The organism is Glaciimonas sp. GG7 (assembly GCF_052976905.1).
The window spans coordinates 12,064-31,701 of the sequence record NZ_JBRIIQ010000047.1 but is presented as its reverse complement, the minus strand read 5'-3'; the positions used below and the strand labels follow the sequence as shown (position 1 = coordinate 31,701).

Sequence of the window (19,638 nt, the reverse complement as noted above, 5' to 3'; positions counted from 1 at the left end):
GCAGTCGGTGATAGCTTCTCTAAGCGCCCGGTTCATCGAGCACGAATCGATGACAATTCCCACCCCGGGACACTCATACACTATGCATTTATCCGAATTAAAGGCGCTCCACGTCTCCGCCCTGCTAGAAATGGCAATTGGCCTCGACATTGACAACGCCGCGCGCTTGCGCAAACAAGAACTGATGTTCGCCATTCTGAAGAAACGCGCGAAATCAGGAGAACAGATTTTTGGCGATGGCGCTCTTGAAGTCCTGCCCGACGGCTTTGGCTTCCTGCGCTCGCCTGACGCCAGTTACATGGCGTCCACCGACGACATTTATATTTCCCCTTCGCAAATCCGCCGCTTCAATCTGCATACCGGCGACTCGATAGAAGGTGAAGTCCGCACCCCGAAAGACGGCGAGCGTTATTTCGCTCTGGTCAAAGTTGACAAGGTCAACGGCGAATCCCCGGAAGCATCGAAACACCGCATTCTGTTTGAAAATCTCACGCCGTTGCATCCAAACAAACCGCTGCCGCTAGAGCGCGACATGCGCGGTGAAGAAAACATTACCGGCCGCATCATCGACATGATCGCGCCTATCGGCAAAGGCCAGCGCGGTCTGCTGGTGGCGTCGCCGAAGTCAGGTAAATCGGTCATGTTGCAGCACATTGCACATGCGATCACGACCAATCATCCTGACACTGTGATGATCGTCCTGCTGATTGACGAACGCCCGGAAGAAGTCACCGAAATGCAGCGCTCTGTGCGCGGCGAAGTCGTTGCATCGACTTTTGATGAACCGGCCACCCGTCACGTTCAAGTTGCCGAAATGGTGCTGGAAAAAGCCAAGCGTCTCGTCGAAATGAAAAAAGACGTTGTAATTTTGCTCGACTCCATCACTCGTCTGGCGCGCGCCTACAATACGGTGATCCCGGCGTCCGGCAAGGTATTGACCGGTGGTGTCGATGCAAATGCGCTACAACGTCCAAAACGCTTCTTCGGCGCGGCCCGTAACATCGAAGAAGGTGGCTCGCTGACCATCATCGCGACAGCCCTGATCGAAACCGGTAGCCGCATGGATGATGTGATTTATGAAGAATTCAAAGGGACCGGCAACATGGAGGTCCATCTGGAGCGTCGCCTTGCAGAAAAGCGCGTCTATCCGGCAATTAACCTCAACAAATCCGGCACCCGTCGTGAAGAGTTACTGATCAAGCCAGACCAGTTGCAGAAAATCTGGGTCTTGCGCAAATTGCTCTACAGCATGGATGAAATCGAAGCGATGGAGTTCATCCTCGACAAGATCAAATCCACCAAGACTAATCTTGAATTCTTTGACATGATGCGACGCGGCAACTAATCAAGTTACTCCGAGAGCTGAAACAATTAAAAAAGTCTGACATGCGCAAGCAAGTCAGACTTTTTTATATGCTACGAACAAAGGCCGATTGGTCCATTGGCCCATTACCGATTAACTAATCTGTTAAATCCCAATCCGCCCGCACGAACGGTTTGTCATGACCAGAGACATATAGCGCAACCCCACTGAGCCAGCGCTCTGTCGGGGCTGGCTTTGCCTGGACCGTCAGCATCACGGGAATGAGCGTCAGTACCAGCAGCCAACGATGCAACGTAGGCTTGGGCATAGAACGCGAAAACCAAAAAAAGCTCAGGGCAACTACCGCCCCCACGAGGCATCCGGTCACCGCCTCTGAAACAGAATGGGCATGCACCACTAGCCGCGATATGCCAATGATGACGCCCAATGCTAAACCCAGTACTACACCTGAGAGCCGCGCAAGCGGCGGTGCCTTTTGCAACAGCAAATAAAACAATACCGGCATGACCGCAGTAGCGCGCATCGCGTGGCCACTAAAGCCGGTGAAATCGAGCGACCGAATGCCTATGCCCCAACCGACAAAGGCGATTTTCGTCATAGCGACCAACACCAGGCCCGTCGCAAAAAGAAAACTCCACAATAAGCTCATGCGCCAGGCGCGCCCGAACAGCAGCCATGCCGCGCATACGGCTGCGGCTGGCAACAGGACGTTAGTGTCTGCAAGATTGCTTATAGCGGCCCATGAAAACATAGATTATTGACTCACAATTGATTAATAAATTAACATCGATAACGTACTTTAGTGCGCCGAGGGCACGACTCCGTCAATGGAGAACTACGCTTGCGGAAGACCGGAAGCGTATCACGGCAACCAGCAGCATACCTGCGCACCCCGATTTTCCTGCCTGATTTACCAACAACTACCAGCACCAATTCGACACAATTTAGATGTATTCTTATAAACTTTACAACTGGCCTAAATAAAATCAAACCATGACAACCAACAAGTCCAGTCAATCCAAATTCGGCACCGTCCTGCGCGTAACCAGCGGCAATTTCATGGAGATGTTCGATTTCTTTCTCTTTGGATTTTACGCAACCCACATCGCCAAAACATTCTTCCCGGCAAGCAATGAATTCGCATCCTTGATGCTCACCTTCATGACCTTTGGCGCAGGCTTTTTGATGCGACCACTCGGTGCCATTATTCTCGGCGCGTATGTCGACCGCATCGGTCGCCGCAAAGGCTTGATCGTCACGTTGGCCTTAATGGCGCTCGGCACGATGCTGATCGCTTTCGTGCCTGGTTACGCCACGATTGGTTATCTTGCACCGTTCCTGGTATTGACAGGTCGTCTGCTACAAGGATTTTCGGCTGGCGTTGAGTTAGGCGGCGTCTCTGTCTATCTCTCAGAAATGGCGACACACGGTCACAAAGGGTTTTATGTCAGTTGGCAATCGGCGAGTCAGCAAGTCGCCATTATCTTTGCGGCGGCATTGGGTTATGCGCTTCAAGTTTGGTTGCAACCTGCCCAAATCGCTGACTGGGGATGGCGCATTCCGTTCTTTATCGGCTGCATGATCGTGCCGGTATTGTTTGTGATTCGCCGCTCGTTACAAGAAACAGAAGAATTTTTGGCACGCAAGCATAAACCGAACATGCGTCAGATTCTGCGCTCGATGGTAGACAATTGGGGCCTGATCGTTGCCGGCATGATGCTGGTCTCGATGACTACCGTATCGTTCTATCTGATCACGGTCTACACCCCGACCTTCGGCAAAGCAGTATTAAAACTCACAACGACAGATGCATTGATCGTCACCTTTTGTGTCGGCGTGTCGAACTTTATCTGGCTGCCGGTAATGGGCGCTTTGTCCGATCGCGTTGGTCGTCGCCCGCTTTTGCTGGTATTTACCATACTCACCATCCTGACCGCCTATCCAACTCTGTCCTGGTTAGTCGCAGCCCCTAGTTTCGAGCGGATGCTCATGGTTGAATTATGGTTGTCATTTTTATATGCCAGCTATAACGGCGCGATGGTCGTCGCCCTCACCGAAGTGATGCCCGTTGATGTGCGTACCGTTGGATTTTCTTTAGCCTATAGTCTGGCGACGGCAATTTTTGGCGGTTTTACTCCCGCGATCGCTACCGGCCTGATCGAATTTACCGGTAACAAAGCTGCGCCAGGTCTGTGGATGAGTTTTGCAGCCGTATGTGGATTAATTGCAACACTGGTTCTATACCGAAAAAATGGCAACCAACAGACTGGCGCGCTAAAAAAAGCACCCGCCTGACGCACGGGCTGCAGTGTAAGACTGTCATTCACTAACAGTCTTACTGTATAATCGCGCTTTTTCCACCTTGGCAAGTGATCGACAATCGGGTCAAGAAGCACGACGACCGACGAAGTGACGATTGGCTACCGAACATTTTGAGGCAATTATGAAAGACGGCATTCACCCAGAATATCGCGAAGTTGTGATCCAAGACATGTCTTGCGGTTTTCAATTCGTCACACGTTCAACTATCAAAACGCGTGAAACAGTCAATTTCGAAGGTAAAGACTATCCTTTGGTAAAGATTGAAGTTTCGTCGGAATCGCATCCTTTCTACACTGGTCAACATAAAATCGTTGACACAGCTGGTCGCGTTGATAAATTCCGTAAGAAATTTGGTACTGTTGGTTCAAAAACAGCCATCGCTGCAGGCTAATTTTCCTGGGCTGTGCGATTGTTCCAAGAAGGCAGCTCCGGCTGCCTTTTTTATTTTCAACATCGCCCGGCCAACGCTGTCATCGAAACGCGCTTGAACAAGCTTATGGAGTAGCAAGACTTTGTATCCGATATGCGCCCCACGCGTTTTTTGCGGCACAATACTCCTCCAACCCAATTCTCATAACTCATAAAGCCACCACGTGATGAAGCCAGTTCGCCTCCCCGCTTCCGCCACCAGCGCACTGCCACGCTGGGGATTATGGGCGCTTGGTTTACTCTATATTTTGCCCGGCCTGTTCGGTCGCGATCCCTGGAAAAATGACGACGCGTCCAGTTTCGGTATTATGTGGACGATGGCCCACGGCAATCTCAATACCTGGCTAGCACCCCAAATCGTCGGCTTACCGATGCCGGGCGAAAGCCCTTTAACTTTCTGGGTCGGTGCAATTTGCATCAAACTCTTCGGCTGGCTACTAGGCGATCCGCTCGCAGCCCGGCTCTCCACTATTATTTTCTTTTTAATCGGTTCGCTTTCCGTTTGGTACGCCACGTATTTGCTCGGTCGCCGCAGCGAAGCCCAACCACTACGGCTGGCATTTGGCGGCCAGCCCGAGCCGCGAGATTTTGGACGCACACTAGCCGACGGTGCTTTCCTGATTTATATGGGCTGCCTGGGCCTGCTCCTGCACAGCCACGAAACCACCGCCAAAAGCTTGCAGATGTCGCTAGTGGCCTACGCCATCTATCTCGCCGTACGCTTGTTTGATGCCTCCAACGCCGCACCCGGCACCACTCGCACCGCCGCTTACATGGTTGCCTTCACCATCCGCAGCGCCGCCTTACTCGGCATGGCGCTTGGGCTTTTGACACTGACACGCGGCTGGGGCGTACCGCTGACCATCTTCATCGGCTTGATCAGCTTAGCCATGCTGCGTGAAAAAGCCATTGCCACCCATCTGCTGCTGGTGACGCTACCCATCGCCTTCATCGTCAGTGGCGCATGGTTTCTGGCTAGTTCTATCTTACTGCCGAACGGAAATAATTTCGCCTTCTGGGAACATCAAAATCTATGGCAATTCGGCTGGCCAAGTTGGCGCGCATTTGCCTATTACTTTAAGTACGGCATTTGGTTTGCGTGGCCTGCGTGGCCGTTCGCCGGGTGGGCCGTCTATGCATGGCGCCAACAACGCAAGGCACTCCACATCGCCCTGCCGCTCGCATTTTTTATCAGTTTGACCGTCATGATTTTGCTCACGCCGCGTCCTGATGAAGGGATCTTGCTACCGCTCTTACCGGCGCTGGTGATTCTGGCCGCGTTCGGCCTGCCGACCATGAAGCGTGGCGCCATCAATGCGGTTGACTGGTTCTCCGTGATGACACTCTCAACCTGTGCCGCCTTTATTTGGGTCGGATGGATCGCCAAAGAAACCGGTTGGCCAGCACAAATTGCCAAGAATGCGTTTAAGTTAGCCCCCGGCTTCAAACCTGGCTTTAATCTGACCGCGCTGATCATCGCCATTCTCGGCTCCATTTGCTGGATTGCATTAGTCAACTGGCGCTTGTCACGCCGCCCGGCGGTACTCTGGCGTGCCGTCGTACTGTCATCCGGCGGTGTCGTGTTGTGCTGGCTATTACTGATGACGCTATGGCTACCGTGGATTAACTACAGTAAAAGTTACGCAGGCGTTGCCACCCAAATCGCCGATCACCTCCCTATAGTCAAGCAATGCGTCAATACCAACGTCGGCCCCGCACAGCGTGCCTCATTTGCCTATTTCGGCGACGTTCCCTTTTCTCAACTCAGCCAGGAACGTTGCGACTTTTTGCTCTATCAAGACAATAACAACAGCAAAGCTGATGACGCGGCCATCTGGCGTCAATTTGACGGCCGTTGGAAATTATTATGGAGCGGCCGACGTCCCTCGGACCGCGACGAGCGCTTCCGTCTATATCAACGCATTGGCAATTAATTTCCGAGCTCAACATTACGCAATCATTCATCCGCCGAACGACCAAGCGCTTCGCCCGCTCCAATACGGCTAACATCGCCAAACTAGCCTGGCCGATCCTGATCGGGCAGTTGGCATTGGTAATGAACGGCGTCATCGACACCGCCATGACATCGCGCTACTCCGCCACAGATCTGGCTGCGTTAGCGCTGGGCGGGGCCATTTATGTCAGCGTCTTCGTCGGTCTGAGTGGCGTGCTGCAAGCGCTGTCGCCGATTATCGGACAACTCTACGGCGGTCAACGCATGACCGAGATCGGCTATCAGGTCAAACAAGGCACTTGGCTGGCACTCTTCTTGTCGCTGCTCGGCTGCGTCGTACTGCTGTTTCCCCAACCGTTTCTCTCCATCGCCCACGCCTCACCGATACTCAGCGCCAAAGCCGTTTTATATTTACAAATTCTGGCATTAGCGCTACCAGCTACGCTCGGCTTTAATGTCTACTCGGCGTTAAACATCGCCGTTGCCCGGCCCAAAATGGTGATGGCCATCAAACTCATCGGCGTACTACTCAAATTTCCCTTAAATGCGCTCTTCATTTTTGGCGGCCTCGGCATCCCCGCGCTAGGCGGCCCCGGCTGCGCCATCGCCACCACCGTTATTGCATGGCTGATGCTGATCATCGGCTGGCTCATTTTGCGTCACAACAGTTTCTACCAACAATTCGCGCTATTTCACAGCGGATTTATCAAACCGCACTGGCAAGCGCAAAAGGCCTTATTAAAACTAGGCATCCCCACCGGCTTAAGTTACTTCATCGAAGTCACCGCCTTCGCCTTCATGGCAATTTTTATCGCACGACTAGGAGAAACCGTCGTCGCAGGTCATCAAATCACCGCCAACTTCGGTACCGTGCTGTACATGCTGCCCTTGTCCATCGCCATTGCCAGCGGAATTCTGGTCGCGCAAGCGATCGGCGCCAAAGCATTCGATCAGGCGCAACGCATTGGCTATTCCGGGATTCGACTAGCAGCCTGTTGCTCTGCCACCGTCGGCCTCATCATCTGGCTGGCACGCGCTACCATCATCCGCGCCTACACTCCCAACGAAACGATTATTGCGGCAGCCATGCCGCTGTTTATATTCATCGGGTTTTATCAATTATTCGACGCCATTCAATGCAGCACCGCATTCGTTTTACGCGCCTACAAAGTCGCCATTATTCCAACCATCATCTACGCCGTATCGCTTTGGGGAGTGGGCCTGGTGTCGGGCTATATCCTGGGCCTCGATCCATTTGGTATCAGCCCGCCAGCACTGCATGGCGCAGCCGGTTTCTGGATGGGGAACAGCGCCAGCATTGCGTTAGTAGCAATCAGTATGCTGTTCTATTTGCGCATCGTGCAGCGCCGCGTACGGCAACAAAGCAATTAAACCCACTGCGCTGAATAAATCATTTATTCATTTATCCAATATAAATGACATCTAAGTAGTCCAGGCTATTGATCGCATCATACAAATAGGCCATAATAGCGGACGCGTTGCCGAGATGGCGGAACAGGTAGACGCACGGGACTCAAAATCCCGCGCCGTAAGGCGTGCCGGTTCGATTCCGGCTCTCGGCACCAAGAATAAGTAGCAAAAATAAGCAAGTCCAATAACCCGTGTTTCTCTTCTGGAGAACGCGGGTTTTTTGTTTGTAGAACGGATTTATCGTTCGTTGCTACTCAGCGATCTCGCACCCCTTCACACACCCACTTGCAACAAAAATATGGCGTTCACTGCGTCAGGTTTTTTTGCCATGCATCGATAAACACCCCCGTTGCGCGCGAACATTTGGAGCACAGAAACAACCACTGCGCCGCCTGTCCTTACGGCACTCGGATGAATGAGTCATTCTTATCGCGTGGACAAGCGCAAAAATCGCCTTCAACATACCCATAAAGTGGGCAAACACTGGCATGACGAAAGTAGTATTACAGTGTTACCACGGCATCTGCGCGGAGGAGAATAATAAGGTTCCTTTTCTTCACCCGGTTGTCAAATGCCCAAAATTATCCACACCATGATCCGGGTCATCGATCCCGAACGCTCACATCACTTCTACCGCGATGCATTCGGCTTCGACATCTCGCACAAGCTCAGCTTCCCGGACTTTACGCTGATCTATTTGCGCAATCCCGAAAATGACTTCGAGATTGAACTCACGCATAACCATGACCGGGTCGATCCGTACACGCATGGTGACGGTTATGGCCACTACGCTTTTGCCACCGACAATCTCGATGAGATGCACGCAAAACTGACGGCGCTGGGCTCTGTTCCTACCAATATTAAGGAGTTCAAACAAGATGATGCGCTGCTGGCGCGGTTTTTCTTTGTTACCGATCCAGACGGTTACAAAATCGAAGTACTGGAGAAATGGGGCCACTATCACTAACTCACTCAATTGCTGACATCTCGTGTACTTCTAAAAAGTCGTAGTCCAAAAAAATAATAGCTGGAGACAAAAAATGCATACACCAGAACAACCAAAACGTCGGAAATTCCTCAAGATTGCCTCAGCCGGCTCGATAGCGGGTGCCACCGGCGGTATTCCCAGTTTATTCGTATCGAATCAAGCCGTCGCCGAAGAACTGCTGGGAGCGGCCAGCTTCGCGACGTTGACGAAGATCGCACGCGATATTTTTCCGCATGACCAGTTTGATGATGGGCTGTACGTCAAAGCCGTTGCCATCTATGGCGACCAGATCAAGGAAGATCCTGCTCTGCGCAAGTTACTGATCGATGGCATAGCCGCCGCAGATCAGGCCTCGATGCAACAGTTTGGCAAGCCGTATATCCAGATACCGGATGAAAAAAACCGGCTGGTGATTTTGACCGCCATGGAGAAAACCCCATTCTTCGCCAAAATCCGCGGCGACCTGGTGGTGAGTTTATACAATCAGCCGACCGTATGGGGCAAGCTGGGATATCAAGGCTCATCAGCCGAATTGGGCGGTTATATCAATCGCGGTTTCAATGATCAGAACTGGATGGAGTTGGTCTAGCGTTAAATCAATAGCGCATTGCTGCACCCATAAAAAAATAACGAGGAGACTGTCATGGCCGCAAAATTTAAATTAGATGAAGAAGTCGTAGTGATTATCGGTTCCGGTGCAGGCGGAGGAACGCTAGGCAATGAACTGGCACAAAAGGGCATTAACGTCGTCATTCTGGAAGCCGGAAAGCGCCACGAAATCAGTGATTTTGAGAATGACGAATGGCCGATGTTCAGCAAAATTTCCTGGCTCGATAAACGTACAACATCCGGCACCTGGCGCATCGCCAAGGACTTCCCTAATTTGCCGACCTGGATCGTCAAAGCAGTCGGCGGCTCTACCGTGCATTGGGCTGGCGCGTCCTTGCGGTTTCAGGAGCATGAATTCAAAACCCGTACCGTCTACGGCGCGATTAAAGGCGCGAACTTACTTGACTGGCCAATTACGCTAGCCGAACTGACGCCTTATTACGAAAAGGCCGAATATAAGATGGGCGTCACCGGCACCAATGGCATTCCGCGCTTGCCGGGCAATAACAACTACAAAGTACTGGCTGCCGGTGCCAAAAAGATGGGTTACAAAGATTTCCATAGCGGCAATATGGCCATTAACTCCCAGCCGCGCGACGGACGTGGCTCCTGCCAGCAGATCGGGTTTTGCTTTCAGGGCTGCAAATCGGGTGCGAAATGGTCAACGCTATATACCGAAATACCAAAAGGCGAGCGCACCGGACATCTCGAAGTGCGCTCCGACGCGCAGGTATTGAAGATTGAACATAATGCCGCCGGATTGGCGACCGGTGTGTTGTACAGCGACGCCAAGGGCAATCGCAGTTTCCAGAAAGCGCGCATCGTGTGCGTGGCCGGCAACTCCATCGAATCACCGCGCTTGCTACTCAACTCCGCCTCACCGATGTTCCCCAACGGTCTGGCGAATTCTTCGCACCAGGTCGGGCAAAACTACATGCGCCACATGACCGGCTCGGTCTACGCGGTGTTCGACAAGCCGGTACATATGTTCCGCGGAACCACCATGGCAGGGATCGTCCGCGACGAATCGCGGCACGATACCAGCCGGGGTTTTGTCGGCGGTTATGAAATGGAAACGGTCTCGCTCGGAGTGCCGTTTATGGCCGCCTTTCTGGACCCCGGCACGTGGGGCCGTGACTTTTCGTCCGCCATGGATGCTTACGACAACATGGCCGGAATGTGGGTCATCGGCGAAGATCTGGCGCAGGAGAGCAACGGCGTGACGCTGCATGCCACCGAAAAAGATCAGTTCGGTTTGCCGATTCCGAACGTACAGTTCAGCGACCATGAAAACGATCTTGCGATGCGTAAGCACGCCTACCAGCAAGGCGCAGCGCTCTACACCGCAATCGGTGCCAAGCGCACCATCCTCACACCACCCTACCCTTCGACCCACAATCTGGGAACGAATCGGATGAGTGCCAAAGCCAAAGATGGCGTCGTCAACAAATGGGGGCAGACCCATGACATCAAAAATCTGTTTGTCTCCGATGGCAGTCAGTTCACCAGCGGGGCCTCAGAAAATCCAACGTTGACCATCGTCGCCCTGGCGATCCGGCAGGCTGAATTTATCAGTCAATCGATGTCCAGGAAGGAGTTGTAGTGCGCTCCGGCGCGCGCAACTTGTTTTTGTTCCGTGCTTTGATCGGTGCTTTAATGAGCTTACTCATCAGTAGCAATGCAATAGCCGATCAGATACTATCAGGTGAGAAACTATTTAAAATGCAATGCGCAACCTGCCATTCAGCCGCCGCCGGTGAACCGAATCGTCAAGGTCCGAATCTGTACGGCGTCGTCGGTCGCCATGCCGGGGTCGCTCCCGGGATGGTCTATTCGGCAGGGTTCACCAAGGCCCTCAACGGCCAGGTATGGACCGAAGCATTGCTTAATAAATGGTTGGAAGACCCGCAAGTTGTCGCGCCAGAGACGGTCATGATGTATCACCAGGACGATCCGGAAAAGCGTCAGTTACTCGTTGAGTATCTAAAGACGTTACATTGATAGCAATGGAGCAACCTCCCCCCGACGTCAGCACCACACGTCGGGGGGAGGTTGAAATGTTGAGATGTTGGGACGATAAAAATAAAGAGACCAGACATGTGCGAAATCTATTTGAAAGCCGATCCGATCCAGTATGAATTACGGACCCGATCCATCCGCATTCACGGTGTAGTGACCAGCGTTCGGCTGGAAAATCTTTGTTGGGACATTCTGGCGCGCATTGCGCGTAAAGACGACCTGACCACCAACCAATTGATCAGCCAGTTGTATGCCGAGATCATTCAGCAGCAGGGCAAGATCAGCAATTTTTGCGCCTTCCTGAGAGTGAGCTGTATGCGCTATCTCTCCAGTGTCGCGTTGCAAGAAGACAAAGAATCTCTGTTGTTAGGACGGCGCGAGGCCATAGCGGTTGCCGCAGTGGCCGACAAAACCAAAACGCTACGCAAGGCACGACCGTCGGATACGGTGGTGTTGCACATGATCGCTAAGAAAATGTCTGTGGCTTAATTTTCGTATCGGCCTCTTTAACAGGACGAAAAACAGGACGACATAAAGTTCAAGCGCAGTATGCTTCGTTTGATCCGCACTCACGCAACATAAGTAAGCCTCTCTACACCAAGCCCCAAACTTGCACCGCGCTGCAACAGCGCGGTCATTTCATCTGCCGGTAATGGGCGGCTGAAATACTATCCCGGTATCGCATCGCACCCGCTGCCATACAGAAAAGTAAGTTGCTCCAGTACCGCACTTACTAAAGTGCTGCATCCGGCGACCATAATCTTTCTTGCATTTTGTCAGCAATTGTCAGCATTCATCGGAATACTCACCGCATTTATCTCGCATGATGAGGATGCTCGGTTACAACAAAACCGAGCATTGCGTTATTCGATCAATAGCACCAACTGACCCAGATAACACGCCCCAACTATGTCGAACATTCGCGACACTCTGGAAGTCATTTGTAAGTCGGCCAATGAATACATGCAAAACATTGACCGCCGCACCGACGATTGGGTTGTACTCTCCAATCTGGCCGACCATAACGGTGCGACTCATGAAGCGATCCGCGACAAGGTCGTCCTGACGCTCTACAACATCACCCGCGAAAACACCATCAGCACTTACACCCCGGCGCGACCTGGGCCGGATGGGTTTGCAGTGGTCAAGCCGCCGATTTACATCAATTTGTATCTGATGTTCATGGCCAATTTCTCCGACAAAAACTATGCCGATGGCCTCGCCGCCATCTCGGGAATCATTTCCTTTTTTTAGCAAAACCCCACTTTCACGCAAACCAACGCGCCCGACCTGCCACCGGGCGTGGACAAAGTTACACTCGACATGGAAAACCTGTCGCCGGTTGACGTCAACTACATCATGAGTATTTTAGGAACCAAGTATTTGCCGGCCGCGTTTTACAAATTACGTTTATTGGCCTTCGATTCGACCGCCATGCAGTCCCGCACCTATGGCGTCATGGGGCATGGCGTCTCGGAAACGCCTGACGCTGTGGACGACAAATAATGCGCAGCAATCGTAGTAATCAATCGAAATCGCTGGCATTTCGACCAGCCGACACGAATAACATTTTGATGAAGTTATTCAGCGTCACCGTTACCCACAATTACTACACCTTGAACGATGCTTTGTGTCCTGACTTTACGATCGCGCCCACGCCATCGAGTGCGCAGTTCATGTCAAAGTTCGGCATGGCGTTCAGGGCCGAACGCACCGGCTTCACTGTATTCATTGAAAAAGGCAGGCGCGCTAACCTGCTCGCTTATCTGTTGGAGAGCGCCGAGAACGCCAAGAACGCCGACTCCGGGACCCAATACTGGGAGCGCCTGACCTTTTCCATGCGCCTGCAAAATCCACTCTTCGTCACCATCACCGAGCTGCCTGTCGCCACCAAGACGACCCAGACCAACCTCTACGGCTGCAATAGCCAGTCGCACAAGGACGACGCGACGGTGGTACTGAACGCAGGCCAATTCATGGGAACCGAAGCGCTCTATCCGGTAGTCAGCAATGCGCTCGCGCTCGATTTTCCACCCAACGCCGTGTGGGTGACCGTCACAGATATTGCGGGAGCCGCCGTGATTCTGATGCGCATTATCGATAGCTCCAAACATGTCGCCCTTGATCTGAGCAAACTGCCCTACGACCTGTATACGATTAGTGCAACCGACAAAGATGACCAACCGGTCGAGGATGGGACCTATCCGTGGACTGTCCTCTATGTCGCGCAACAGCCTGATTCGATGGTCCTGCTAGATATGTTATTCATGCAGCCGACGCCGCAAGCCACGGGGGTGTATCCGATTTCGCTGACGCACGATGGCATACAAGAGCCGATTTTTACCTACGTCTCCTATCGACTGGCTTTCGACGCACGCCGCACTTGCTGGCGATATTTCGTGGTGTCACAAGACCCCGCCGGGACGCTCAATCAATTGCAGATCAAAGGAACGGAGGCGGTGTTTACCGAGGAGCCGGAACCCACCATCCTGCCCGATGGTACAACGGCGATCGTCTTCTCCTCGCAGTCGGCCCTGCCTTTGCGTCAAAAATCACCGCTGCATTTTCAACTGACCGGCCAGCGGCGTGACGCCAACGGTTATGAAAATCCGATCAAGATTACCCGTCTGCCGGTTGCCGCCAGTGCACCTGTGTGGCCGGGCCCCGATCAGCAATCCTCACCAGGAATTTCTGAAATTTTTGTTTATGTTTGAGTTTGATCCGGCAATTCTGCCAATGCGTTAACAAATAAGGAAAAGAGTCCATGTCGAGCACCGCTCTTACAAAAACCCGGAAGACGCCTGGCGTCTACGTGACGGAGTTTCCGGCTTTCCCGCCGTCCATCGTTGGTGTCGCGACAGCGGTGCCGATCTTTATTGGTTATACCGAAACCGCAGCCGATCCTTCCAGCGGAAAACCGCTGTATCTTCAGCCGATCGCATTGAGTTCCATGGCTGATTACACCAGCTACTTCGGCTACGGCTTCAGCGCCAAGGGTCTCATCGAAACAGCGGATGTAACAAACTACGACATCCAGGCCAAGTCCACGACGCTCGAGAAAGACGTTCTTACCACCACGAACGACTACTATGTTATCGGCACTTCACTGGCCCCTGTAGTGAGCGCCAGCGCCGATACATTGACTGCTGCTCCGGCCCTGCCTGTAAAAGTCATTCCCCAGTTCAATCTCTATGCATCAATGCAGTTGTTCTTCGCCAACGGCGGCGGAAATTGTTTTGTCATCTCAGTGAAAAACTATTGGGGCGAACAAAGTGTCACGCCAAAGTTCGGCACCGATCCTGTTCCAGTTAACAAGGATGATCTGATTGAAGGCCTTAAGGTATCGAAGGTGACCAGAGGCGGCACCATGCTCGTAGTGCCAGAAGCCTGCCTGCTGACCACGCTCATTGGAGGTCTGTATACGGAGTATCAACCAGTCGTAGTAGAAATGCTGGAACAGTCCGCGGCCTTGCAAGACAGAGTCGCCATCATTGACATGCCCGGCGCATTGGAATCGTCGAACTGGACAGCTACGGCCATGACTGCCGAGGCCAACGCTTTCTATACCACCATCAATACGGCAGCCGATGCGTTCAGCTATGGAGCAGCCTACGGTCCGGCACTTGAATCGTCACTGCTGTCGGCAAGCGATCTCCTCTACGACAATCTATGGGGTGCCTCGGACACAACCGACAGCATCACATTGATGAACAATCTGCTGACCTCGCAGGCGCTTGCCCTCTACCCGTCCGTCGTCACCACCACTACCACCGTCGACACCAAAGATTCAACAAAAACAAGCACAACCACAACTACAACCTATTCGGTGAAATTTCAAAACGTAGCAGCGCACATTGCCGCAGCGTTTCCGGTCGCCGATATAACAAGCAATGGAGTGCCAACAAACATCGCAGGCGTGATAACAACGACTCCTCGATTGCTGTCGATGCTCACCACCACCACCCCCTCGCCAGCCAGTACCGATGCCCCTGCCATGAAGGCGCTGGACCAGTATCTGACCAACGCCGTTCCGCTCCTGGGTCAGGTTCAGCAAATACTTGCCAACCAACTCAACGTCGTCCCGCCAAGTGGCGTCATGGCTGGCGTCTGGACCAAGAACGATGCCAATCGCGGCGTCTGGAATGCCCCGGCCAACGTCAGTCTCAACGAAATCATCGCTCCCAAAGTAGTCTTGACCGACGAGGAACAAGGCGATTTCAACGTTCCGCTCAACGGTAACGCTATCGACATCCTGCGCGCCATGGTCAACCGCGGCACCGTCGTCTGGGGTGCCCGCACCCTTGACGGCAATAGTCTCGACTATCGCTACATTCAGGTACGCCGCACGCTGATCTACATCGAGCAATCGATCAAGACCGCGTTACAACAATTTGTGTTCGCAGCCAATGATGGCGGCACCTGGGCTACGGTCACCGCGACGATCTCGAATTTCCTGACCCAGTTCTGGCAGGCCGGTGGATTAATGGGCGACAAAGCCAGCGACGCCTTTACAGTTGCGTGCGGCGTACCCACCACTATGAGCGGACTGGATGTGCTTAACGGCTACATGATAGTCAACGTCACGGTGCAACTGATCCATCCAGCTGAATTCATCGAACTCACGTTCAGCCAAACCATGCAAGGCACTTGATCCCCGGGCATTTACCCGCATTCCTTTTAACGCAATAGCAGGAGCACATCATGGCAGGCGAAACCCAATCAGCAACCGTTTGGCCGTTACCGAAGTTCTATTTTTCGGTAACCGGTCTACCCTCAGGAACCGTCAGTTTTCAGGAAGTCACCGGCCTCAGTACCGAGGTCACACCGATCGAATACCGGCATGGCGACAGCCCGAGTTTTTTTCCTATCAAAATGCCGGGCTTGGGCAAGGTCGGCAATGTGACGATGCGCAAAGGTATCTTCGTCAATGACACGGCGCTATGGGCCTGGTTCAATCAAATCAAGATGAACACGGTCGCACGCTTAACCATCGTCGTCAGTCTGCTCGATGAAACGGCTGCACCGAAAATGGTCTGGACGTTGAACAACGCCTTTCCCATCAAGGTGACCGGCACCGAACTGAAGTCTGAAGGCAATGAAGTAGCTGTTGAGAGCGTTGATATCGCGTTTGAAATGATGGTTATTTCAGCGCCGTAAAGGTGGCTAATAAGATGGCCAATGTCTATTACCCACCGCCAGCATTCTCGTTTACCGTCAAGGTGGCGGGAACCGGCACCAACTTGCAACTGAGCAGCATTGCCGATGCCAGTTTTCAGGAGGCGTCCGGGCTGGAGGCCAAGATAGAGACCGAGTCGGTGGCCGAGGGCGGTGAAAACCGCTTCGTCCACCAACTCCCCGGCGTCACCAAGACCCCCAATCTGGTCTTGCGGCGCGGCTACGTCACGCAGTCGTCGTTTCTGTCGGAATGGGCAGCGCAAACAATCGGCTCCACCCTCAACGAACCTATCCTCACGCAAACATTGACCGTGATGCTGCTAGGGGCCGACCGCGCGCCGCTGGTGACATGGAATATTTATCGCGCATGGCCAGTACGCTGGGTGAGCGGCCCCTTCGATGCATTAAAAAACGAAGTCCTCACCGAGGTACTCGAGTTTTCTTATGCAACGATCACACGCATGCTACACAACGACAGCAACAACATGTCTGGCTCTGTTGCATCACTCATCTCAGGTTAAACCTACCAACAAGGAACCGACTATGGCGTTAGAAATCGGTGAAATCGGCGTGCGCATGGCAGTCAGCGACCACAACGAGAAATACGCAGCACCCACACCTCATAACCAGCCAGGCCAGACGCCCGCGCTACGGCCTGACGACCGCGCACAAATCATCCAGGAATGCGTGCGCGAGGTCCTGCAAGCGATGCACAAACTGACGCAGCGTTAACATGGCCGGCAGCCTCGAACACATGGTCATCAGTGCGTTTTCTGATGAGCAATACACCTCCCCGGTCGGCACGCCGTTCACGGTCTGGATCAATCCGGCCTCCTATACACGCGACCGTAACATTAGCTACGTCGACCGACAGGCCCCGGGCAGCAGCGGCAATTCGCCCGAGTTCAACAAAGTCGGACAGGAAAGCATTTCCTTCGACCTGATGTTTGACGCCACCGGTGTGATTCCGCCACCGATACCGGGCACGCCCCTGCCGTCCGACGGCGTCGCAGGCCTGATTGCCACCTTCACCGCCATGACGATTAACGTCAACGGCAATATTCATCGACCGAACTTTCTGAAACTGTCCTGGGCACAGCTGCAATTTCAATGCGTGCTCACCAAGCTCAACATTACCTATACCTTGTTCAAGCCGAACGGCACACCGCTGCGCGCCAGACTGGCCGTCACTTTTCTCTCGTTCAAGAGCGAAAAGCAGATTGAATTGGAGGCCAATAAAAAGTCTCCCGACATGACGCACTTGGTCACCGTCCTGGCTGGCGACACCCTGCCGGGCCTGTGCCACCGGATTTACGGCAATAGCGGCTACTACCTAAAAGTCGCCAAGTTCAACAATGTCCTCAACTTTCGCCAATTGCGTCCGGGTACGCAATTGGTGTTTCCACCGCTTTCCGGAACACAAACATGACCGCATTTTCACCCACCCAACTGGCCGGCACCGACGTCGCGGTCAAGATCGTCGCCAACGGCCAGCCGCTCAACAGCAGCTATCAGGTCATCTCCATCGACATCTGGACTGGCGTCAACAAATTGCCCAAGGCGCGCTTAGTCATCGCCGACGGCAGCCCGAACGAGGCCACCTTTCCGATCAGCGAAACCCCTACCCTGATTCCCGGCGCGAAGCTGGAGATTAGCCTCGGTTACGACGATGAACAAACGCAAGTATTCTCCGGCCTGATTTACCAACAGGGGATCGACATCGTCCAAAACGGTTTTTCGCACCTCATCGTCGAAGCCGCCGACCCCGCCATGGTCATGACGTTAGCGCGCAAGAACGCCATCTTCGAGAACATGAGCGACAGCGCTGTCATGCAAAAATTGATCGGAGAGCGGGCCTGAAAGCCGCCGTCACCACAACCACCCCGGTGCAGCCGTCTATCGTGCAGTTCTATTGCTCGGACTGGGACCTCATGCTCATCCGTGCCCAATTGAACGGCATGGTCGTCATCACCGCCGACGCCACCATCACGGTCGCCCCACCCGTCACCAGTAGCGCACCGGTGCTGACTCTGACCTATGGCGATTCAATCCTCAGCTTTCGCGGCGAGATGGACGCCTCCACCCAGTACGCCGCAGCCGCCATTCAAAGCTACGCATGGGACCCGACGACACAGGCCATCTCCGCCTCGGGCCGGGCCAGTACCGACGTCAAGACGCCGGGCAATATCGATTCCGAAACACTGGCCGAAGTATTTGGCGTCAAGCAGTTTGTGCAGCAAACCGGGGCAACCCTGGCCAGTGCCGATTGACCGCATGGTCATCCGCCGAACTGCTGATGACGCGGCTGGCCAAGATCCGCGGCGAGGTCAGCTTCCAAGGCTGCGCGTTGGCCGTCGTCGGCAGCATGGTCACCCTTGACGGGCTGGGCGACCGTTTCAACGGCGCGGCCTACGTCTCCGGCGTACGCCAGCATTCTGCACTCGGCCTATGGACCACAACGATCGAGATCGGCCTCTCGCCGCAATGGTTCGCCGCCACCGCCCCAAGAATCGCCGCCCCCGGCGCGTCCGGTCAATTACCGGCAGCGGCCAACCTGCAAACCGGGATCGTCCTCAAAACCGACGCCGATCCGGAGGGTGAATTCCGGGTTCAGGTTTCGCTGCCGCTGATGCAAGCAGGCACGCTGGGCCTGTGGGCGCGTCTGGGCAGTTTCTACGCCTCCAACGGTTTCGGCGCTGAGTTCTACCCCGAGATTGGCGACGAAGTCGTGGTCGCCTTCATGAACGGCGACCCACGCTCCCATCATCGTCGGTGCGCTATATAGCAAAAAAATCGCCACCGGTGACCCCGGACGCCAAGAACAACCAAAAGTCCATCGTCACCCGCAACAAACTGCGCATCGATTTTTTTGAAGAGGAGGGTGCCATCGAGATCTCCACGCCGAAAAACAAAGCGTGCGCATCGACGACAAGACTGGCACGCTGACTCTCAAAGACAACAACGGCAACACCGTCACGCTGGCCGACAGCGGCATCACGCTCGACAGCGCCAGCAAAATTACGATGACCGCAAAAACCGACATCGTCTTGAGCGCACAAGGCAAGCTCTCACTCACAGGAACCGCTGGCGTGAGCATTGCCGGGGCGACCATCGCCGCAAAAGCCGATACCAGTTTTGCCGCACAAGGGATCCGCCGAGGCAAAACTGACCTCGAGCGGGATCGTGACCGTGCAGGGCAGCTTGGTAAAAATCAATTAGGGGGGCTGATATGTTGCGTTTAAACACCGTTCGTACTGAGTAGCCCGTCAGGGCGTATCGAAGTATACGCGTGCGTTAGCGATTCTTCGATACGGCACTTTGTGCCTACTCAGTCCGAACGGGTTGTTAAGTGCATAGGTCGGCACCAGTCTCACAATCAACTCTCAG

Annotated in this window: 22 protein-coding genes, 1 tRNA gene and 1 pseudogene; 23 read left to right on the top strand and 1 reads right to left on the bottom strand. The window is 53.7% G+C overall.

The genetic code is table 11. From position 1 onward, the window contains the following. The first annotated feature begins 82 nt into the window (after positions 1-82). The gene (gene rho, locus ACVBEF_RS12440; RefSeq protein ID WP_108440853.1) at positions 83-1,345 is read left to right on the top strand and encodes a transcription termination factor Rho; all 1,263 of its coding nucleotides are present in this window, start codon (positions 83-85) and stop codon (positions 1,343-1,345) included. A gap of 115 nt (positions 1,346-1,460) precedes the next feature. Here the strand turns inward: rho and ACVBEF_RS12435 are convergent, their stop codons facing one another. Continuing rightward, on the bottom strand, positions 1,461-2,075 hold the full coding sequence (locus ACVBEF_RS12435; protein ID WP_447124259.1) for a phosphatase PAP2 family protein: 615 nt from the start codon (positions 2,073-2,075) through the stop codon (positions 1,461-1,463). A 242-nt stretch (positions 2,076-2,317) separates the two neighbouring features. Here ACVBEF_RS12435 and tcuC point away from each other — a divergent pair, with 242 nt between their 5' ends. The 22 genes and pseudogenes from tcuC (at position 2,318) to ACVBEF_RS12325 (ending at position 19,493) form a co-directional block, all read left to right on the top strand. After that, a complete protein-coding gene (tcuC, locus tag ACVBEF_RS12430; RefSeq protein WP_447124258.1) occupies positions 2,318-3,619 on the top strand; it encodes a tricarballylate/proton symporter TcuC in 1,302 nt (433 codons plus the stop codon). A gap of 148 nt (positions 3,620-3,767) precedes the next feature. Then, positions 3,768-4,037, top strand: a complete 270-nt coding sequence (locus ACVBEF_RS12425) for a type B 50S ribosomal protein L31 (RefSeq protein ID WP_447124260.1) — start codon at positions 3,768-3,770, stop codon at positions 4,035-4,037. 205 nt (positions 4,038-4,242) lie between these two features. Continuing rightward, complete coding sequence (locus ACVBEF_RS12420; protein WP_447124257.1) at positions 4,243-6,009, top strand: ArnT family glycosyltransferase; 1,767 nt, start codon at positions 4,243-4,245, stop codon at positions 6,007-6,009. Then, a complete protein-coding gene (locus ACVBEF_RS12415) occupies positions 5,943-7,421 on the top strand; it encodes an MATE family efflux transporter (protein ID WP_447124256.1) in 1,479 nt (492 codons plus the stop codon). The genes ACVBEF_RS12420 and ACVBEF_RS12415 overlap by 67 nt, the downstream gene beginning before the upstream one ends. A 109-nt stretch (positions 7,422-7,530) precedes the next feature. Continuing rightward, a tRNA-Leu gene (locus ACVBEF_RS12410) sits at positions 7,531-7,615 on the top strand. 416 nt (positions 7,616-8,031) lie between these two features. Continuing rightward, the gene (locus tag ACVBEF_RS12405) at positions 8,032-8,427 is read left to right on the top strand and encodes a VOC family protein (protein WP_447124255.1); all 396 of its coding nucleotides are present in this window, start codon (positions 8,032-8,034) and stop codon (positions 8,425-8,427) included. Positions 8,428-8,500: 73 nt separating this feature from the next. After that, complete coding sequence (locus ACVBEF_RS12400; RefSeq protein ID WP_447124254.1) at positions 8,501-9,037, top strand: gluconate 2-dehydrogenase subunit 3 family protein; 537 nt, start codon at positions 8,501-8,503, stop codon at positions 9,035-9,037. A gap of 54 nt (positions 9,038-9,091) precedes the next feature. Further along, positions 9,092-10,660 (top strand): GMC family oxidoreductase, encoded by a 1,569-nt coding sequence (locus tag ACVBEF_RS12395; RefSeq protein ID WP_447124253.1) that lies wholly within the window; start codon positions 9,092-9,094, stop codon positions 10,658-10,660. Beyond that, positions 10,660-11,058, top strand: coding sequence for a c-type cytochrome (locus ACVBEF_RS12390; RefSeq protein ID WP_447124252.1), 399 nt, complete (start codon positions 10,660-10,662; stop codon positions 11,056-11,058). Before ACVBEF_RS12395 ends, ACVBEF_RS12390 begins: the two co-directional genes overlap by 1 nt. 96 nt (positions 11,059-11,154) lie before the next feature. Then, the gene (locus tag ACVBEF_RS12385) at positions 11,155-11,565 is read left to right on the top strand and encodes a ribbon-helix-helix domain-containing protein (protein WP_447124251.1); all 411 of its coding nucleotides are present in this window, start codon (positions 11,155-11,157) and stop codon (positions 11,563-11,565) included. 420 nt (positions 11,566-11,985) lie between these two features. Further along, positions 11,986-12,582 (top strand): annotated as a pseudogene (locus ACVBEF_RS12380) (DUF4255 domain-containing protein). Continuing rightward, positions 12,582-13,790 (top strand): hypothetical protein, encoded by a 1,209-nt coding sequence (locus ACVBEF_RS12375; RefSeq protein ID WP_447124250.1) that lies wholly within the window; start codon positions 12,582-12,584, stop codon positions 13,788-13,790. The pseudogene ACVBEF_RS12380 and the gene ACVBEF_RS12375 overlap by 1 nt, the downstream one beginning before the upstream one ends. A gap of 50 nt (positions 13,791-13,840) precedes the next feature. Then, on the top strand, positions 13,841-15,727 hold the full coding sequence (locus ACVBEF_RS12370) for a phage tail sheath family protein (protein WP_447124249.1): 1,887 nt from the start codon (positions 13,841-13,843) through the stop codon (positions 15,725-15,727). A 50-nt stretch (positions 15,728-15,777) separates the two neighbouring features. Further along, positions 15,778-16,233, top strand: a complete 456-nt coding sequence (locus ACVBEF_RS12365) for a phage tail protein (RefSeq protein ID WP_447124248.1) — start codon at positions 15,778-15,780, stop codon at positions 16,231-16,233. Between the two features lie 2 nt (positions 16,234-16,235). Further along, entirely contained in the window at positions 16,236-16,772 is a 537-nt protein-coding gene (locus ACVBEF_RS12360) for a phage tail protein (RefSeq protein ID WP_447124247.1), read from the top strand. A 22-nt stretch (positions 16,773-16,794) separates the two neighbouring features. Then, on the top strand, positions 16,795-16,983 hold the full coding sequence (locus tag ACVBEF_RS12355) for a DUF5908 family protein (RefSeq protein ID WP_447124246.1): 189 nt from the start codon (positions 16,795-16,797) through the stop codon (positions 16,981-16,983). Position 16,984: 1 nt separating this feature from the next. After that, positions 16,985-17,680 carry a CIS tube protein gene (locus tag ACVBEF_RS12350; protein ID WP_447124245.1) on the top strand — a complete coding sequence of 232 codons (696 nt, stop codon included), beginning with the start codon at positions 16,985-16,987 and terminating at the stop codon, positions 17,678-17,680. Next, positions 17,677-18,111, top strand: a complete 435-nt coding sequence (locus tag ACVBEF_RS12345) for a hypothetical protein (protein WP_447124244.1) — start codon at positions 17,677-17,679, stop codon at positions 18,109-18,111. The genes ACVBEF_RS12350 and ACVBEF_RS12345 overlap by 4 nt, the downstream gene beginning before the upstream one ends. A gap of 71 nt (positions 18,112-18,182) precedes the next feature. Next, positions 18,183-18,521 (top strand): hypothetical protein, encoded by a 339-nt coding sequence (locus ACVBEF_RS12340; protein ID WP_447124243.1) that lies wholly within the window; start codon positions 18,183-18,185, stop codon positions 18,519-18,521. Beyond that, positions 18,518-19,036, top strand: a complete 519-nt coding sequence (locus tag ACVBEF_RS12335) for a phage baseplate assembly protein V (protein WP_447124242.1) — start codon at positions 18,518-18,520, stop codon at positions 19,034-19,036. Before ACVBEF_RS12340 ends, ACVBEF_RS12335 begins: the two co-directional genes overlap by 4 nt. Further along, complete coding sequence (locus tag ACVBEF_RS12330) at positions 19,024-19,197, top strand: hypothetical protein (RefSeq protein ID WP_447124241.1); 174 nt, start codon at positions 19,024-19,026, stop codon at positions 19,195-19,197. Before ACVBEF_RS12335 ends, ACVBEF_RS12330 begins: the two co-directional genes overlap by 13 nt. Then, positions 19,167-19,493 (top strand): hypothetical protein, encoded by a 327-nt coding sequence (locus ACVBEF_RS12325; RefSeq protein WP_447124240.1) that lies wholly within the window; start codon positions 19,167-19,169, stop codon positions 19,491-19,493. Before ACVBEF_RS12330 ends, ACVBEF_RS12325 begins: the two co-directional genes overlap by 31 nt. Positions 19,494-19,638 lie beyond the last annotated feature (145 nt).

Coding starts and splice junctions, on each gene's coding strand:
- ACVBEF_RS12340 (WP_447124243.1), top strand. CDS start 18,183: ATGCTCATCCGTGCCCAATTGAACGGCATGGTCGTCATCACCGCCGAC.
- ACVBEF_RS12425 (WP_447124260.1), top strand. CDS start 3,768: ATGAAAGACGGCATTCACCCAGAATATCGCGAAGTTGTGATCCAAGAC.
- ACVBEF_RS12345 (WP_447124244.1), top strand. CDS start 17,677: ATGACCGCATTTTCACCCACCCAACTGGCCGGCACCGACGTCGCGGTC.
- ACVBEF_RS12405 (WP_447124255.1), top strand. CDS start 8,032: ATGCCCAAAATTATCCACACCATGATCCGGGTCATCGATCCCGAACGC.
- ACVBEF_RS12395 (WP_447124253.1), top strand. CDS start 9,092: ATGGCCGCAAAATTTAAATTAGATGAAGAAGTCGTAGTGATTATCGGT.
- ACVBEF_RS12350 (WP_447124245.1), top strand. CDS start 16,985: ATGGCCGGCAGCCTCGAACACATGGTCATCAGTGCGTTTTCTGATGAG.
- tcuC (WP_447124258.1), top strand. CDS start 2,318: ATGACAACCAACAAGTCCAGTCAATCCAAATTCGGCACCGTCCTGCGC.
- ACVBEF_RS12420 (WP_447124257.1), top strand. CDS start 4,243: ATGAAGCCAGTTCGCCTCCCCGCTTCCGCCACCAGCGCACTGCCACGC.
- rho (WP_108440853.1), top strand. CDS start 83: ATGCATTTATCCGAATTAAAGGCGCTCCACGTCTCCGCCCTGCTAGAA.
- ACVBEF_RS12355 (WP_447124246.1), top strand. CDS start 16,795: ATGGCGTTAGAAATCGGTGAAATCGGCGTGCGCATGGCAGTCAGCGAC.
- ACVBEF_RS12435 (WP_447124259.1), bottom strand. CDS start 2,075: ATGTTTTCATGGGCCGCTATAAGCAATCTTGCAGACACTAACGTCCTG.
- ACVBEF_RS12385 (WP_447124251.1), top strand. CDS start 11,155: ATGTGCGAAATCTATTTGAAAGCCGATCCGATCCAGTATGAATTACGG.
- ACVBEF_RS12375 (WP_447124250.1), top strand. CDS start 12,582: ATGCGCAGCAATCGTAGTAATCAATCGAAATCGCTGGCATTTCGACCA.
- ACVBEF_RS12415 (WP_447124256.1), top strand. CDS start 5,943: ATGGAGCGGCCGACGTCCCTCGGACCGCGACGAGCGCTTCCGTCTATA.
- ACVBEF_RS12365 (WP_447124248.1), top strand. CDS start 15,778: ATGGCAGGCGAAACCCAATCAGCAACCGTTTGGCCGTTACCGAAGTTC.
- ACVBEF_RS12370 (WP_447124249.1), top strand. CDS start 13,841: ATGTCGAGCACCGCTCTTACAAAAACCCGGAAGACGCCTGGCGTCTAC.
- ACVBEF_RS12400 (WP_447124254.1), top strand. CDS start 8,501: ATGCATACACCAGAACAACCAAAACGTCGGAAATTCCTCAAGATTGCC.